Source organism: Rothia gullae, from assembly GCF_024294905.1.
In the GTDB taxonomy this organism is placed as follows: Bacteria; Actinomycetota; Actinomycetes; order Actinomycetales; family Micrococcaceae; genus Rothia.
The window spans coordinates 1-16,283 of the sequence record NZ_JANCOC010000010.1; the positions used below are offsets into that span (position 1 = coordinate 1).

The 16,283-nt window shown below is 61.6% G+C and carries 9 protein-coding genes; 3 read left to right on the top strand and 6 right to left on the bottom strand.

Annotated elements, in window-relative coordinates; genetic code table 11:
- Positions 1-260: 260 nt before the first annotated feature.
- The 4 genes from NML54_RS06775 to NML54_RS06790 form a co-directional block, all read right to left on the bottom strand.
- Complete coding sequence (locus NML54_RS06775) at positions 261-2,681, bottom strand: primosomal protein N' family DNA-binding protein (protein ID WP_254756894.1); 2,421 nt, start codon at positions 2,679-2,681, stop codon at positions 261-263.
- A 33-nt stretch (positions 2,682-2,714) separates the two neighbouring features.
- Complete coding sequence (gene metK, locus NML54_RS06780) at positions 2,715-3,920, bottom strand: methionine adenosyltransferase (RefSeq protein ID WP_005506182.1); 1,206 nt, start codon at positions 3,918-3,920, stop codon at positions 2,715-2,717.
- 175 nt (positions 3,921-4,095) lie between these two features.
- Positions 4,096-6,036 carry an excinuclease ABC subunit UvrC gene (gene uvrC, locus NML54_RS06785; protein ID WP_254756896.1) on the bottom strand — a complete coding sequence of 647 codons (1,941 nt, stop codon included), beginning with the start codon at positions 6,034-6,036 and terminating at the stop codon, positions 4,096-4,098.
- A 211-nt stretch (positions 6,037-6,247) separates the two neighbouring features.
- Positions 6,248-6,928, bottom strand: coding sequence for a lysophospholipid acyltransferase family protein (locus tag NML54_RS06790; RefSeq protein ID WP_254756898.1), 681 nt, complete (start codon positions 6,926-6,928; stop codon positions 6,248-6,250).
- 630 nt (positions 6,929-7,558) lie between these two features.
- Here NML54_RS06790 and NML54_RS06795 point away from each other — a divergent pair.
- From NML54_RS06795 to NML54_RS06805, 3 genes are all read left to right on the top strand, one after another.
- Positions 7,559-9,976: a nitric-oxide reductase large subunit gene (locus NML54_RS06795; RefSeq protein ID WP_254756900.1), complete on the top strand. Its 2,418-nt coding sequence runs from the start codon at positions 7,559-7,561 to the stop codon at positions 9,974-9,976.
- Positions 9,977-9,978: 2 nt separating this feature from the next.
- Complete coding sequence (locus NML54_RS06800) at positions 9,979-10,821, top strand: transposase (protein ID WP_254756901.1); 843 nt, start codon at positions 9,979-9,981, stop codon at positions 10,819-10,821.
- A gap of 284 nt (positions 10,822-11,105) precedes the next feature.
- Positions 11,106-11,879 carry a slipin family protein gene (locus tag NML54_RS06805; protein ID WP_254756903.1) on the top strand — a complete coding sequence of 258 codons (774 nt, stop codon included), beginning with the start codon at positions 11,106-11,108 and terminating at the stop codon, positions 11,877-11,879.
- A 511-nt stretch (positions 11,880-12,390) separates the two neighbouring features.
- Here the strand turns inward: NML54_RS06805 and NML54_RS06810 are convergent.
- Positions 12,391-14,136, bottom strand: a complete 1,746-nt coding sequence (locus NML54_RS06810) for a bifunctional hydroxymethylpyrimidine kinase/phosphomethylpyrimidine kinase (protein ID WP_254756905.1) — start codon at positions 14,134-14,136, stop codon at positions 12,391-12,393.
- 397 nt (positions 14,137-14,533) lie between these two features.
- On the bottom strand, positions 14,534-16,282 hold the full coding sequence (locus NML54_RS06815) for an ABC transporter ATP-binding protein (protein ID WP_254756907.1): 1,749 nt from the start codon (positions 16,280-16,282) through the stop codon (positions 14,534-14,536).
- Between the last annotated feature and the right edge of the window lies 1 nt (position 16,283).

Sequence of the window (16,283 nt, forward strand, 5' to 3'; positions counted from 1 at the left end):
TCTAATAATTTTCGGGGCGTTGTGTTTTGTCCTGGCGCGGGGATGGCCGCGGGGCCTTATATCCTCATATATACATAATCGCCGCGGCACCCCCCCGAACCTGGGGGGGGGGGGGGGGCATTCTCGTATTCAATTCATGGTTGCCGGGTAGCGTATGCGACGTACAGCAAACGATGTACAGCGACGGTTCGCTACACACTTCCTCCGCGCCTAGGCAGGGAACCCGCCCCTCACTAGAACACTACAGCACGACTAGAAAATCACAGCACGTCCAGACCGTCACAACGAATCTGAACCGGGCGCTCCCCCACGTTCTTCTTCAACGCCGCAATCGTTGCACGCGTAGCACGCAACTCACGGGTCACCTGCTGGGCAATGCCATACGAGAAGAACATCAGGGTACGCCAATCGCCCTGAACCGGCGCCTCCTCAGAATCCTCCTCAAGGGACTCCGACCAGGCAAAATACCCCTGATCTAGAGGGACCGGACCCACAATACGCAACTGCTCACGCACCCGCTCCGGCAGCGCAGAAGAGCCCAAGAACTCCTCCATGAAGGCGCGAACATCCGCCTCCGCACCGGTCACCGCAGCCGTACGAACCGCCGGAGGCAGACCCGTCTGAGCGCGCTCCTCCAGCTCCTCACGTGCAAACCACGCCGGATCCCAACGCACCAGCGCCTGCTCCACCGGCGACGGCGAAGCAGTCGTCACCACCGTGCCTTCAAGAGCCGCCGGACGCACCAACGCCGCCGCATTCAACCAGCGACGCAACGCCGCCTCCGGAGCACGCAACGAATCAAAACGAAGCATCTTATCGGCATCCAGAAGAAGCGCCGCCGCATAGCCGCCAAAAGCCACCGGCTCAGCGCCCGGAGTCGCCACCACCAACGCAGGCTCAGGACCAACCGACGCCCGCACATGGTCGCCCGCCGAAGAAATCACCGGAACATTCGGGAACGCACGACCCAGCTCCTCAGCAGTACGAGTCGCACCCGCCGCCGAATAACGCCAATGCGTAAAACCGCACTCAGAACAACGCCACTGCTGCGCCAAATGACCGCACCACGAACACGACGGAACCGACGAACCCGAAGCCACCGACAAAGGCCCACTACACTCGCCGCAACGCGCCGGCATGCGGCAACGCTCACACGAAAATGACGGAATATAACCGCTACGCGCCACCTGCACCAACACAGGACCACGCGCCAACGCCCGACGAGCATGCTCAAACGCCAGGTGAGGAATACGCGCCATCGCCGCCAACGGGTCACGCGCCAACTCAAACTCCGAACCCGTCGAAAAAATACGCGGCGAATAATCACGCACCAACGCACGCGGCGCACACACATGAGACGCCCAGCGGGTACGCACCAGACGCGCCGCCTCACTACTCATACTGAACCCGGCAAACAGCGCCGCAGTATTCTCAGCAGAAGCACGCAGAAGCAACACATCACGGGCATGACAATACGGGGCGCGCTGCTCCACCAGCGAAGAATCGCCGTCATCCCAGCACACCACCAGCCCCAGGTTCGCCACCGGCGCGTAGGCTGCCGCGCGGGTACCAATCACCACCGGCACTTGCCCCAGGCGAGCCTTCACAAAACCGTGATAGCGAGTATGCGGAGTCGAATCAGAACTCAAACGCACAAACGAATCAGCCGGCAGACGCTCGGCGAGCGCCGCCTCCAGAAGATCCAGGTTCTTAGCGGTCGGAACCACCGCAATAGCGCCGCGACCACTCACAGCAGCAGCCGCGAGTGCGGTCGCCAAAACATCCGCCCACGTGTGCTCCAGGTGGCCGGGAAGAACGGTCATCACGGCGCGGGTCGCGGCACCGGCGGCAACATCCTCAATGAACTCCGCACCGTTCTCATAATCGGAGAAGACGGAGGCGGCATCGGGCACGTCCGGGTTCAGCGCCGGCGGGTCCAGTACGAAGGGCGCGGGTGCGCCGGGGGTGGCAAGCCACGCATACGGGTCGGTAGCGCTGGCAGTAGCGGTACTGGAGGCAGTGGAGGTAGCGGAGGCGGTAGAAGGCTCAGAATCCGCGTGCTCCGAATCCACGCTCTCGGGTTCCGCATTCTCGGGAGCATCGGAAGTGCTTACCGGGGCAGAATCACCCAAATACGCCGACTCGTAACCCGGCAGAAGAGGCGCGTACTTCTTATCTAGAGCGGCAATACGCGGCGGCACCGCCAGACGCAAAACATTCGCCACCGTGGAGGCGTAACGGTCAGCAAGCGCCTCGGCAAGCGCAAAAATTTCGGGTGCAACAGCCGGTACACGCGACAGCACCGACTTGAGCGGCAGCAGCGAGGTGCGCGTCCAATCGGTCGTGGCGGCGCGCTCCTCAATGTAACCGGTCAGCTCATGACCGTTGAACAGCACACGCACGCGGGCGCCGGGCACCGCATCCTCACTCAGCTCAGCGGGCACGCGGTAATCAAACGTGCGGTCCACCTGCGGCAGGGTGCTATCCACGCGCACACGCGCCACAGGGTTCGGCACGCCGCTCGCCTCCAACTCGGCGGCAACGTTCACCGGCTCTGGGGCAGCCGGAATCAGGGCATCACGAAGAGCAGGAAATCCCTGCAACAGGTCTAGCTGTTGCAGGGATTCCTGCTGAGCACCTAACGGTGCCGAAGAGTTCGATTCAGAACTGCTCTGAGTCACCCGAATCAGCGTGCTCCTCTACCCTGACAGATATTAGGAGGAGGACACTGCCGAACGCAGTGCATCCACGCGGTTCAGGCGCTCCCAGGTGAATTCCGGCTCGGTACGACCGAAGTGGCCGTGAGCTGCGGTCTTCTTGTAAATCGGGCGGCGCAGATCCAGTTCGTTAATGATTGCCAGCGGGCGCAGGTCGAAGACCTCACGCACAGCCTTCTCAATCTTGATCGGGTCGACCTTCTCGGTGCCGAAGGTTTCAACGTACAGACCGACCGGCGCTGCCTGGCCGATAGCGTACGCAACCTGAACCTCGGCGCGGTCGGCAAGACCGGCACCCACAATGTTCTTCGCAACCCAACGCATTGCGTACGCTGCGGAACGGTCCACCTTCGACGGGTCCTTACCGGAGAACGCGCCACCACCGTGACGAGCCGAACCGCCGTAGGTGTCCACAATGATCTTGCGGCCGGTCAGGCCCGCGTCACCCACGGGACCACCCTGAACGAAGCGGCCAGCGGGGTTCACAATGAACTTAGCGTTGGAGGAATCCAGCTCGACGCTACCCAGAACCGGTGCGATAACGTGCTTCTCAATGTCTGCACGCAGGTCAGCCAGGTCGTAGCTTGCGGTGTGCTGGCTCGAAACAACGACGGTGTCCACGGAGACAGGCACGTTGTTCGAATCGTAGCCGAGGGTCACCTGAGTCTTGCCGTCGGGACGCAGCTCGGTCAGCAGGCCGTCCTTACGGACCTTGGTCAGACGCTCAGAGAGGCGGTGCGCCAGCCAAATCGGGGCGGGCATCAGCACGTTCGTCTCGTTCGAAGCGTAACCGAACATGATGCCCTGGTCGCCCGCACCCTGGCGGTCGTACTCGTCAGCAGCAATGCCCTGACGAACCTCGAGGGACTCGTACACGCCGGCGTTAATGTCCGGGGACTGCTCACCAATGGACACGGACACGCCGCAGAACTCGCCGTCGAAGCCGCGGGTAGAGGAATCGTAGCCGATACCCAGAATGGTCTCGCGCACGATGGAGGGGATTTCGACGTAGCTGGAGGTAGTCACCTCACCAGCAACATGCACTTGACCGGTGGTCACCATGGTCTCCACAGCAACGTTCGCTGCGGGATCCTGGGCGATGATGCCGTCAAGGATGGCGTCAGAAATCTGGTCACAAATCTTATCGGGATGGCCTTCAGTCACCGACTCGCTGGTGAATAGGCGCAGATGGTTATTACTCACGGTTTCCACTCTACTGGTTGAGAGCACGCAAAGATAGCGCGCTCGTAATGATGACGGTTTCCTTCAATTATGACACGTTTGTTAAGCGCTATTACGAGGCGAGGTGCTACATTCACACCCCGGGCGGGCCTTCACTCAGCGTCAGCAGGCACTTAGGCCAGCGCCAGCCAGAGGATTAGGCCAGCGCCGCCAGAATCTTCTGAGCCAACGCCGGACCAATACCCGGCACCGCCGTCAGCTCCTCGGCGCTCGCCTGCTTAATCTGAGCCACCGACCCGAAATGCTTAATCAGTGCGGAACGCTTCACTTCACCCAGGCCGGGCACCTCATCCAGGGCGGAGGCGACCATCGCCTTACCGCGCTTAGACCGGTGAAAAGTAATGGCGAAACGGTGCGCCTCATCGCGGAGGCGCTGGACCAGGTACAGCGCCTGCGAGGTGCGCGGCAGCACGACCGGGTAGTCGTCGTCCGGTAGCCACAGCTCCTCCAGGCGCTTAGCGATGCCAACAACGTACACATCCGTGATGCCCAGGTCGCTCAGCGCGGCGGATGCGGCAGCTACCTGAGGCGGGCCGCCGTCCACGAGCACCAGGTTCGGCGGGTAGGCGAACTTCGCCGGCTCGGGCGTGGAGGCATCAATCTCGCCGGAGTGTACGGGCGCAGCTTCACGTTCCGCCTGCTGCGCCAGGTGCCTCTTGAAACGGCGGGTAATGACGTCGTACATGCTGGCGGTATCGTCACGCGCGGCGTCACCGGTAATGCTGTAGGTGCGGTAGGCGTTCTTCGCGGGCATGCCGTCCTCAAAGACGACCATGGACGCGACCACGTTCGTGCCCTGCACATGCGAAATGTCGTAGCACTCGATGCGCAGCAGCGGGTCCGGCAGTTCCAGCGCCTCCTGCAACTCCACGAGGGAGGCGCTGCGGGTGGTCAAATCACCGGCACGGCGGCTCTTGTGCAGGGTCAGCGACTGGCGCGCGTTCTCGGCGACCGTCTTCATGAGTTCTGCCTTGTCGCCGCGCTGCGGGACGCTAATCTCCACGGGACCGCCACGCACCTCCGCCAGCCAGGACGCCAGCTGCTCCTTATTCTCGGGCTCCACCGGCACGAGCACGGAACGCGGAATATCGTAGCTGTTCAGACTCTTCTCGGCATCCTTCTGGGAGGCGAGGCTCGCCGCAATATCGCTGTACACCTGCGCGATGAGCTGCTCGATGAGCTGCGCGTCGGTGCTGTCGTTGACCTTCTCCACAATCCAGCCGCGCTGGCCGCGAATCCTGCCGCCGCGCACGAAGAACACCTGAACGGACGCCTCCAGGTCGTCCTCGGCGTAGGCGAACAGGTCAGCATCCACGGTCGAGCCAAGCACCACGGCGTTACGCTCAAACGCCTTAGTCAGCGCAGCAATATCGTCGCGAAGAATCGCGGCACGCTCAAAGTCCATATCAGCTGCGGCGGCTTTCATTTCCGCGGTCAGCTGCGCGATATGCTTCTCAGCGCCACCACCCATAAAACGGGTCAGCCCGCGCGCCAACTCGCGGTGCTCCTCGGCGCTAATCTTGCCTACGCACGGAGCCGCGCACTTATCGATATAACCAAGCAGGCACGGCCGGCCACTATTCTTCGCGCGGTTAAACACGCCGTTCGTGCAGGTGCGCACCGGAAACACGCGCAGCAGCGCATCCAGGGTTTCACGAATCGCCCACGCTTGCGAATACGGACCAAAATAGCGCACGCCCTTACGGCGCTCACCGCGGGTCACCATGGCGCGCGGGTACACATCATTGACGGTAATCGCCAGGTACGGGTACGACTTATCGTCGCGGAACGCAATGTTGAACCGCGGCGAAAACTCCTTAATCCAGGTGTATTCGAGCTGCAGTGATTCCATTTCGCTCGCCACCACGGTCCACTCCACGCTCGCCGCCGTATGCACCATTGCGTAGGTCTTCGGGCTCAGCGTCTGCGGCGACGCAAAATAGCTGTTGAGGCGGTTGCGCAGGTTCTTCGCCTTACCCACGTAGATGACGCGGCCGTCGGCATCGCGGAAACGGTAAACGCCCGGACCGGTGGGGATTTCGCCGGGGGCGGGGCGGTAGCTGGAAGGCTCTGCCATGGGTACTTTCTCCTCGCTCTACTGGGCTTGACGGTGCTTCTCTACGGGGGTCGGCGCGGGCTTTCTGCTGGGTTGCCGCTGCTGGGCTATCGGGGTTATCCCAGGCTCGCGCATACGACAAACCGCGCATCCTACACCCATCTCCCCCAAAGCGCGTGGGGCGGTGCGTGAATGCGCGGTTTAAGTCTACGCGGTATAGGCGGGGCGTGCCCTAACCTGCGTCACGTGCGGCTGAGGGCGAAACGTTGTACTCGTGCTTTCGCGCCTGACCGGACAGCTGAGCGATCTCATCCATGATCGTGTCGGTGGTGACGCGGCGCTGCTTGCCGGTCATCTTCTCGCCGGTTTTCTCAAAGTAGAGCGGCTTACCCACACGAATCGTGAAGCGGCGCGGGTAAATCATGTTCGAGCCGGGCTTCTGCAGGCGGTCGGTACCAATCAGACCAACCGGTACCACGGGTGCGCCGGTCATGTGCGCCAGCCACGCCACACCGATCTTGCCTCGGTACAGGTAGCCGTCGCGGGAGCGGGTGCCCTCGGGGTAAATGCCGAAGACCTTACCCTTCTGCAGCTTCTCCAGGGCAATGTCGAGTGCCTTAAGCGATTCGGAACGGTCGGAGCGGTTCACGGGAATGATGTCCACGGCTTCGAAGAATGCCTTCATCATCTTGCCGCGCGGGCCGGGGGTGTTCACGTACTCAGCCTTGGCGAGGAACGCCACGCGGCGCGGCATCATGGCAGAAATAATGATGGAGTCCAGGAAGGACAGGTGGTTGGAGGCGACAATCACCGGGCCGGTGGCGGGGAAGTTTTCGAGTCCGGTCACTCGGGCGCGGAAGACGGTGCGCAGGATTCCGGTGACTGCTTTCTGGGTGGATTTATAGAGAAGCACGTGAACTCTCCTGATGTGCCGATAGATTGTGGGCTGCGGCGACGGTCCGCCGTGGATGCGAGGTGAGTGACCCCTTCTGAATATACGCCGCCAAAGAGCACAAAATCTGCACTGCGGTAACCTGTGCCGCAAAAAAATTTGTACTGTGTTTAGTAGCGTCGGGTTTTATTATTCCACACCCGAGTGTAGGAACGTGAGGGATGCCGCGCTCCCCTTCCACATGCTGGGATGCGCCTCCTGCCCAGGTTCCTGTGAGAGCCCCGGTAGACGCTCGAGTAGGGGCCTAAGCAAAAGCCCCGATTGAGGGAGTCTGCACAGCTTCCATCCCGGCGCCTCCTCCCCTGTTACAGGCGGGGAGGTAGCGCGGAAGCTAAGGGTTCAACCTCAACGTAATATTTCAGGTTTTCCGCCTTAGATTACTGGTTTCCCCGCCAAATAGCCATGTCACATTATGACGCTGCGTCAGTAAAGTTTCTTAAATACGCATTTAATATGCAAAAATGAGAGCAGGGTGGGCTGTCGCACCTCCCTCAAGGACGATTCACCCTGAACATAGTGAGCCGCCCCTCCAGCGGATGTGCGTCGGGACCACTCCACCTACAAATTCCACGCACACTGGAGACATACACTATGGCTACAAAACCCGTCTCGCGTGCGGAGGCAGCAAAGATTGCCCGCCGCTCAGACACGGTCGGTGCCTATGCCGGAAAAGGCTGGGTACAGGCTGTTGCGTTTGTGATGCTCCTGGGCTTCACCATCATGGCAGTCCTCGCAATGCGCACCTACGCACTCTCCATGCCGCTTCCCGACAAAATCGTCGGCAACGACGGCAAAACCATCGCAACCCAAGAACAGATCCTGCACGGTCAGGAACTGTTCCAGGGACGCGGCCTGCAGCAGTACGGATCCGTACTCGGTCACGGTGCCTACCTCGGCCCCGACTACACTGCAGAATACCTGCGCCTGACCACCGACGCCGCAGTCAAGGAATACCGTGAACAGGGTAAGCAGGAACCCCGCGAACTGGTCAAGAACGAGTGGCGCAAGGAGAACAAGTACGACGAGCAGAGCAAGACCGTCACCTGGTCCGCTGGTCAGACCAAGGGCTACCAGCTGATGCTCAAGCACTACCGCGAAACCCTGATGAAGGGCGACACCTCGCAGGGCCTGTTCCCCAACGCCATTAAGAACGACGAAGAACTGCACGACATCGTTGCATTCTTCGGCTGGACCGCATGGGCATCGGCGGCAGACCGTCCCGACCAGCCCTACTCCTACACCAACAACTGGCCCTCCGAACCCAACGTGGACAATAAGCCCACCGCGGATCTGATGGTCTGGTCGGCACTCTCCCTGATTGCCCTCATCGGTGGTACCGGTCTGATGTTCGCCATCTACGGCCGCTGGTCCCGCGCTATCGGCTGGCACGCGGAAGAGGCACCCGTCCTCGACTTCCGTCAGCCTGACGAAGTTCGACTGACCCCCTCGCAGAAGGCAGCCTGCCTGCTCTTCGCAACGATCCTGGTGCTGTTCCTACTGCAGGCTCTGGTGGGTGCGCTCACCGAGCATTACCGTGAAGAACTCACCGGATTCTTCGGTGTCGACATGGGCCAGTTGCTGCCCTACACGGTATCTCGAACCTGGCACCTTCAGCTCTCCCTCTTCTGGACCGCAGGCGCGTTCCTGGCGGGCGGTATCTTCATCGCCCCGCTGATTACCCGCCGCGAGCCCAAGAAGCAGGGCCTGCTCACCTACGTTCTCATCGGCGCCGTGGTCTTCGTGGTTCTCGGCTCGCTGCTGAACGAATGGTTCTCCCAGAAGGGCCTCATCCCCAAGGAATTCACCGGCTTCTTCTCGCAGCAGTGGGAGTTCTTGGACCTGCCGCGATTCTTCCAGATCCTGCTCACCGCGGGTATGTTCATCTGGATCGTCATCGTCTGGCGTACCCTCTCCGCTCGCCTGAAGGGCTCGAAGAAGACCTCCCTGCCGTGGCTGTTCCTCTTCTCCGGCCTCGCCATCCCCATGTTCTACGCAGTCGGCCTGCTCGCAGGTCAGCGTACTCACGTGACCGTCGCCGAATTCTGGCGATTCTGGGTGGTTCACCTCTGGGTGGAGGACTTCCTCGAACTGTTCACCACCGTCATGGTGGCGTACATCTTCGTGCTACTCGGCGTGGTCCGCGAGCGCATCGCAATCTCCATCATCATGATGGACGCCGTGCTCTACTCCGTCGGTGGTGTGATTGGTACTCTGCACCACACCTACTTCGTCGGTACCCCCTCCGAGCAGATGGCATTCGGTGCGTTCTTCTCGGCTGCTGAGGTTATCCCGCTGACCTTCCTGACCGTTGAGGCGTGGGGCTTCATGCAGCTGGGTGCTCGCCAGTACTCCAACCGCACCAAGCCTTTCCCGCACCGTTGGGCTGTTATGTTCCTGATTGCTGTGGGCTTCTGGAACTTCCTCGGCGCGGGCGTGTTCGGCTTCCTGATTAACCTGCCGATCGTGTCCTACTTCGAGATTGGTACGGCACTGACCGCAAACCACGCACACGCATCCATGATGGGTGTGTACGGTATGCTCGCGATCGCGTTCGCGGTGTTTGGTCTGCGCTACCTGATCCCTGAGGACAAGTGGCCTGAGAAGGGTCTGAAGTTCTCCTTCTGGACTCTGAACATTGGTCTGCTGTGGATGTCCTTCATCTCGCTGCTGCCGCTGGGTATTGCTCAGCTGTACAAGTCCGTCGGTGAAGGCTACTACGAGGCTCGTTCCTTCGCATTCATTCACGACGGTGCTTCCGCCGTGATGGGTTGGATGCGTATGCCCGGTGACGTGATCTTCCTGGTCGGCATTATCCCGCTGATTAAGCTGGCACTGCTGGGTATCAAGGAGATCTTCTCCAAGAACGCTAAGGAAACCGTCCTGGAACTGCCCGAACCGCCGCTGTACGAGGTGGTTGAGGACGCTCGCATCGCAGAGTTCGCCGGCGCTAAGGCTGCCGAGGAGCTGCCCGAGCAGACCAGCCCCTACCGTAGCGATCGTCGAGGCTAACCATGCCTGAGCAGATTGCTGGAGTTTCTTTCCTCGTGTTGCTGGCCTGCGTGTACGCGCTCGGCCTGGTCGCCGTGGGTTGGGGCTTCGATATTCTCGCCAAGCGCACCAGCCAGCGTATGGTGGCGGCGCGAACCTTCGGGTTCACCTACCACGAAGAGAGCGACGCGTGGCTCTGCCCCGAGGACCAGTGGCTGTGGGCGACCGCATTCGACTCGGATAACCGAGTGATGCGTTACCGTGCCAAGCCCAGCGTGTGTAACACCTGCCCGATTAAGGACAGCTGCACCGTCTCGGCGAATGGCCGCGAGCTCACTCGCGAAGTGGATGAATGGCCCTACTCCGAGTCGGGTCGTTTCCACCGCGGGCTGGCGGTTGCTGTCTCGCTGCTGGGCGTGGTCATCCTGATTGGTGCCGCTATCGTCTGGCACTCCCCGCTGGAGCTTCTGGTGGAGGGTGCCGCCGCGGTGGTCTGCCTGTCGCTGACCTACCCGCTGGCTGTGAAGCTCATGCGTTCCCCCGCGAACTTCGAGAACGATCCGAAGCATATTCACGCATCCACCGCTGATGAATCGGTGAACGTGAAGATGGATCGTTTCGCGGCGAAGTGGGGTGGCGTGTCGAACGAGCGTAAGCGCCGTACCGAGCAGACCCGCAAGCAGATGATTGCGGAGGCAACCCTGCCGGTTCGTACCTCTGTCCTCGACCCGGACCGCCCCGCATGGAGAGGTACCGGCGCCTCGGTTAAGCGACTGCACAAGACCACGAATGAGGTCCTGCAGGAGCAGAACCTGGCTGAGGTTGAGGCTGCTGAAAAGCTGGCAGAGCAGATGGCGAAGAAGTAGCGCTGCACAAGTTTTTCCGTTCCGGCGGCTGACCGGTCGATTGGTCCCGTCTGTTAGCTTCGGCAGCCACCCTGCGTGGGATTCTCTTTTATTCCTCTTTTGAGTTTTCCATGCGGGGTGCCGCTAAAGCACCGACCACCGTATGCCGCCGGGACGGAAAATTCCCCTCCCTAAACTCCCCCAAACATAGCCCGGTTACCGGGCACCCCTATTACCTGCACCGTACGAGGCGCGGGCAGGTGGGCACACATACCGTCCTCCCCCAATACTTGTGAAGGAAAACCATGGATCCCGTCACTCTGGCAACTATCCTCATCCCAGTTGCCGTCATTGTTCTTTTTATTCTGATTCGTATGTTCCGTGTCATCCCCGAATACGAGCGCGGCATCTCTTTCCGCTTCGGTCACCTGCGTTCGGAACTGGAGCCCGGCTTGAACGTCGTCTTCCCCTTCGTTGACTCCCTGCAGCGCGTTGATATGCGTGTCATCACCCTGACCATTCCCCCGCAGGAAGTTATCACCAAGGACAACGTTCCCGCCCGCGTGAACGCCGTGGTCCTCTTCCGCGTGACCAACGCCAAGAACGCGGTGCTTGAGGTTGAGAACTACCCGATTGCCACCAGCCAGATCGCGCAGACCACCCTGCGTTCCCTGCTCGGTCGCGTTGACCTGGACACCCTGCTCGCACACCGCGAGGACCTGAACGAGGACCTGCGTTCCATCATCGGTTCGCGTACCGAGCCGTGGGGTATTCAGGTGGAGCTCGTCGAAATTAAGGACGTTGAGATTCCCGAGGCTATGCAGCGCGCCATGGCTCGCGAGGCTGAGGCTGAGCGTGAGCGCCGCGCAAAAATCATTTCGGCACGCGGTGAGCTGGAGGCCTCCAGCGAGCTGAAGGAAGCATCCGACATTCTGAGCCAGTCCCCCGCTTCCCTGCAGCTGCGTTACCTGCAGACCCTGCTGGAGCTGGGTGCCGACCAGAACTCGACCGTGGTCTTCCCGCTGCCCATGGACGTGATCGGTCCGCTCATGGGTGCGCTCAAGGGCGAGAGCAAGTAGGCGATTCTCCCCTTCCCTGCCGCACTAGCCGCAACGGCTAATCCGCAATTGTTAGACATATAGAAATATCCCGTGCAGATGAGAGTATCTGCACGGGATATTTCTATGCCGAATATTCTTCGCGAAAGCTAGAAGGAAGGCGTTTGGCCCGCCGCGGGGGTTGGATGAGGTGGTTGCGGCGGGCCAAACTGGTCGGTTACACACCGTAGAGGTGCGGGCGCGGCAGGTACATCAGCTAGTTGGTTGAGGGCCGGAATCCTGCCGCAAACGGTTTTCACCGACGCCTTAAGCATAACCGGCACAACCCCCGAACCAGCGGTAGCTTGAGTGAAGCATCAATCACCCATCTCACACCATGCCGGGGCGGTATTCAGCCGCAAAAACGGCACCTAACGCACCGGTACCTAAAGCATCGGCACCTAACGCACCGGTGAGCTGGCTGCGGTGCAACCCCTCACGCAATGCCCATCAGCTAGCGCAGCACCAGCCATCTAGCGCAGCGCCCGGCAAACTAACGCAATGCTCGGTGCGCCTGATCAAAGAACTCACGCTCGTACACGCACGCCGACAGGTACGCCCGCGCCGCACGCACACGCTGAGCCGGTGAGGCCGCCTCAAACGCACGCTCTACCTCCGCGAGGCTACGGGCCACATCCGCGGCAAAATCCTCACCACCGTACATGCTCAACCACTCCGCGTACGGGTGGTCCGCGTGATTCTGTGAGGAGAGCACAGCGCCCACCTCTTCGTACAGCCAGTAGCAGGGCAGAATCGCCGCGGCACCGACCACGTAATCATCACCGGCGGCGGAGGCACGCAGGAAATTCGTGTACCCCATCGTAATCGGCGAGGCGCCACTGAGACGCGCACGGTTCGCCAACCAGCCCTCGTGCAGCTGCGATTCGGCAGCAATCGCCTCGTGCGCACCGGCTGCCCAGTGCACCTGCGCCGCAGCGGTATCAGCACGCGCCGAGAGAGTCGCGAGCGCACGCGAATAATCACGCAGGTAGAGGGCGTCCTGGTCCAGGTAGAAGGCGAACAGGTCCTCGTCGAGGGTGCCTTCACCGAGGGCACGCACGAAGGACAGGTCCAGAATCTGGTGCCAGGTTTCGCCACCGGCTGCCCAGAGGGCGGCGGTCCACGGACCGGCGGGCTTTACGACGGCTTTACCAGCGGGCACAGGGCTGACCGGCAGCAGACGCTCCGGGCTGGTGCCGTCAAGAGTATTGCCCTCAGAGTCGGTGGTGGCGAGCAGGTGATGCCACGGGTACGAGGAAGCGGCAGCCTCCAGGCGGCGGGCACGGGCGGCGTGGTCCACCGGACCGTGGCCCTCACCGGAGCCGACCTGCAGACCGGCACCTGCGGCAATGGCTTCGTGGAGCCAGCGGGTGCTCCACTGCAGGGCGCGGTGGGTGTCTTCGCTAGTCAGAACGCTCTGCTCTGCGGTGTGCCCTGCGGCTTCGGTGTGCTGCAGCAGTTCCACGCCCAGGCGGGTTGCCAGCGAAGAGGACAGGGAGCATCCGGTGCCGTGCGTATTGCGGCTGTCCAGGCGCGGGGTGCGCACGTGCGCGCAGGTGCCGTCCGGGAAGACCGCGGTGTTACCGGCGTCCTGACCACACAGGTGGCCGCCCTTCACAATCACGGTAGTTCCGGTCGCCGCCGCAAGGTTCGCAGCCTGCTCGTGCGCCTCATCAAAAGTCTGGGCGGGCTCCTTCTGGCAGAGCACGGCGAGCTCCGGGATGTTCGGGGTAATCACATCCACGAGCGGCACGAGATCGCGCAGCGCCTGCTCCGCTTCTGCCTGCAACAGGCGGTCACCGCTGGAAGCAATCATGACCGGGTCGAGCACGACCACGGGCACGGGGTGCTCGCTCAGCCAGGTGCGGACGGTACGGATCGTGTCTACGTCACCGAGCATGCCAATTTTCACGGCGTCAACCGTGACGTCATCAAAAACGGCGGCAAGCTGCGCGGTCAAAAATTCCAGGGGTGGGGTGAATACTTCACGAACACCGCACGTGTTTTGGGCGACCAGTGAGGTGGTCACGCACATGCCGTAACCGCCGGATGCGGCAATAGACTTGAGGTCCGCCTGGATGCCTGCACCGCCGGAGGGGTCAGTTCCCGCAATGGAGAGAACCCTCGGCACCCGAGCTGTCTGCGGTGCCCCGGATGCTCCGGAGGCGCTCGCGCCGGGTACAGGGCTGGTGGGGGTGGTGGGTGCGCACGCGGGCGCAGTAGGCTGCTCTGCCATCATCGATAATCCCTTCGCTAGTTCGAACTAGAGCAGGTTCAATGGGTGATTCTCTCAGCCTTGAGTGTTCTCACGCCGTTTCGTGCGTCCACTGTACCGTAGCCCTTCGCTGTGCCGTAACCCTTCGTTGGGCGGTCAGTTGGGCGGGTTAGCGGGTCGCGGGCGTCTCAAGGCACCCCATATCGCTCTGCCAGGTTATCACAATGATTCTCCGTAGCTGAAAGTTTTGCGGGTGACAAGTGAATCTCTCCAAAATTTTTGTTTGAGTCCTGCGTTGTTGCAAGGGCGCCCCACCGCCGATTTCAGCGCACCCTTGTACGGAAACCACCCGTTAAACAAGTAGTGCCCGGCACCGCTTCACACGGTACCGGACACTATCAGCCGGACTTATCCTCCGGGCTTAGGTCAGGGCGAAAATCTCTGCCGGTGAACCCTCCGCAATGATCCTACCCTCGTGCAGCAGGACCGCGCGGTCAGCCAGCGAGGCGATACGCGCATCGTGCGAAATGATTAGCACCGCACGGTTCGCCAGCACGGCGCTCAGGGACTCGGTTGCGTCCGCGAGTTCCAGCTGAGTGGTGGACTCGTCCAGAATCACGGCGTGCGGGTCAGCAAGCACAATACGTGCCAGCGCCAGCTGCTGAATTTGATCGCGGGTTAGCGGCGAATCCGCGCCGCTGACGACAGTATCCATGCCCTGCGGCAGGTCGCGCCACCAGTGGGCGCCGATAGCGTCCAGTGCCTCGCCCATCTGCTCGACGGTTGCATCCGGAACGACCACCGTAAAGTTATCGGCGAGGGTGCCGAAGAAGACGTGTGCTTCCTGGGTGCAGACCAGCAGGCGCGGGCGACCATCAGCGGCGGCATCGGTCGGGAAGTCGCCGTGACCAACCGGGCGACCCATCACGGTGATGGTGCCTTCCAGGGCGGTCAGCGAACCACCAATCAGACGCGCCAGGGTAGTCTTACCCGAACCGGAACGACCCACCAGGGCGAGCGCCTCACCGCGGCGAATCTTCAGGTTGATGCCTTCCAGAACGAGGGCGTCCGGCGAATAGCCGTAGGAGACATCGGTGCAGTCAATGGCGTACTCCGGGTTCTTCACGGCTTCATCCGAAACCTTGGAGAACGCTTCGGCACGGTGCTGTGCACGCGCCTCACGCTGCTTTTTCGCCAGGGAGACCACGCCGAACACGCGGCCCATATTCACGAGCATAATGCGCAGGCTGCTGACGTGGTGGTTCAGCATGTCGGCGAGAATTCGCAGGCTGAAAACCATGACCGAGGCGGTCGCTACGGCGCCCCAGCTTGCCCAGCCGAGAGCCACGCAGGCGGCGCCCCAGAGCATACACAGAATCGTGGGGATCCAGGCGTTGATAGCGTCCACTGTGAAGTACAGCTGACGGATGCGCACCATGCCCAGCTGCGCAGCGAACTGGCGCTTGTTCTCACCGGCGAAGGCGTCTTCGCGGGCGGTATGAACACCCAGCTCACGGATTGTGGAGGTGCCGCGGATGTTCTCGGTCAGCACGCTGTTGAGGTCGCTCACGCGCTCCTGGGCGGTCTGGTTGCGTGCCGCCATGAGCGGCAGCATCTTCGACATGATGAGGGCAAGACCGGCAATCATGGGTAGCATGATTAGACCCATTGCCGGGCTCACAACCGCTAGCGAGATGGTGGAGATAATGAAGTACAGCACCACGTAGATTGCGCCGAGCAGGTCCTCGCTGACGGACTTGGCCGCCGAGGACAGGTCGTCGGTCACGCGGGTGAGCAGGTCGCCGCTGCCGGCTTCTTCCACGGTGCGTGCGTCCAGGTCGAGGGTGCCGTCGAGGGTGTCTTGGTTGGCGTCACGGGTGACGAGCGCGCCCAGTCGCGCCGCACTGTACGAGGAGACCATGAGGGTTATCGCCTGCACGATGAAAGCCGCCAGGATAATCAGAATCGGCTGCCACGGGTAGCTGGAGAACTTGCCCACCACCACATCGTCCACGGTGGCGCCAATCTGCAGGGGCACCACCGCACCCATGAGGGTGCTGACCATGTAGATGATGAAGGTGTAGAGGGCTCGCCCCTTATGCGCTGCGAGGTAGTTCCACATGCGGCGTGCCACGTAGGCGGGGGCTTCGATGGGGAGTTGCTTTGCCATG

Coding starts and splice junctions, on each gene's coding strand:
- uvrC (WP_254756896.1), bottom strand. CDS start 6,036: ATGGCAGAGCCTTCCAGCTACCGCCCCGCCCCCGGCGAAATCCCCACC.
- NML54_RS06795 (WP_254756900.1), top strand. CDS start 7,559: ATGGCTACAAAACCCGTCTCGCGTGCGGAGGCAGCAAAGATTGCCCGC.
- NML54_RS06800 (WP_254756901.1), top strand. CDS start 9,979: ATGCCTGAGCAGATTGCTGGAGTTTCTTTCCTCGTGTTGCTGGCCTGC.
- NML54_RS06805 (WP_254756903.1), top strand. CDS start 11,106: ATGGATCCCGTCACTCTGGCAACTATCCTCATCCCAGTTGCCGTCATT.
- NML54_RS06810 (WP_254756905.1), bottom strand. CDS start 14,136: ATGATGGCAGAGCAGCCTACTGCGCCCGCGTGCGCACCCACCACCCCC.
- NML54_RS06815 (WP_254756907.1), bottom strand. CDS start 16,282: ATGGCAAAGCAACTCCCCATCGAAGCCCCCGCCTACGTGGCACGCCGC.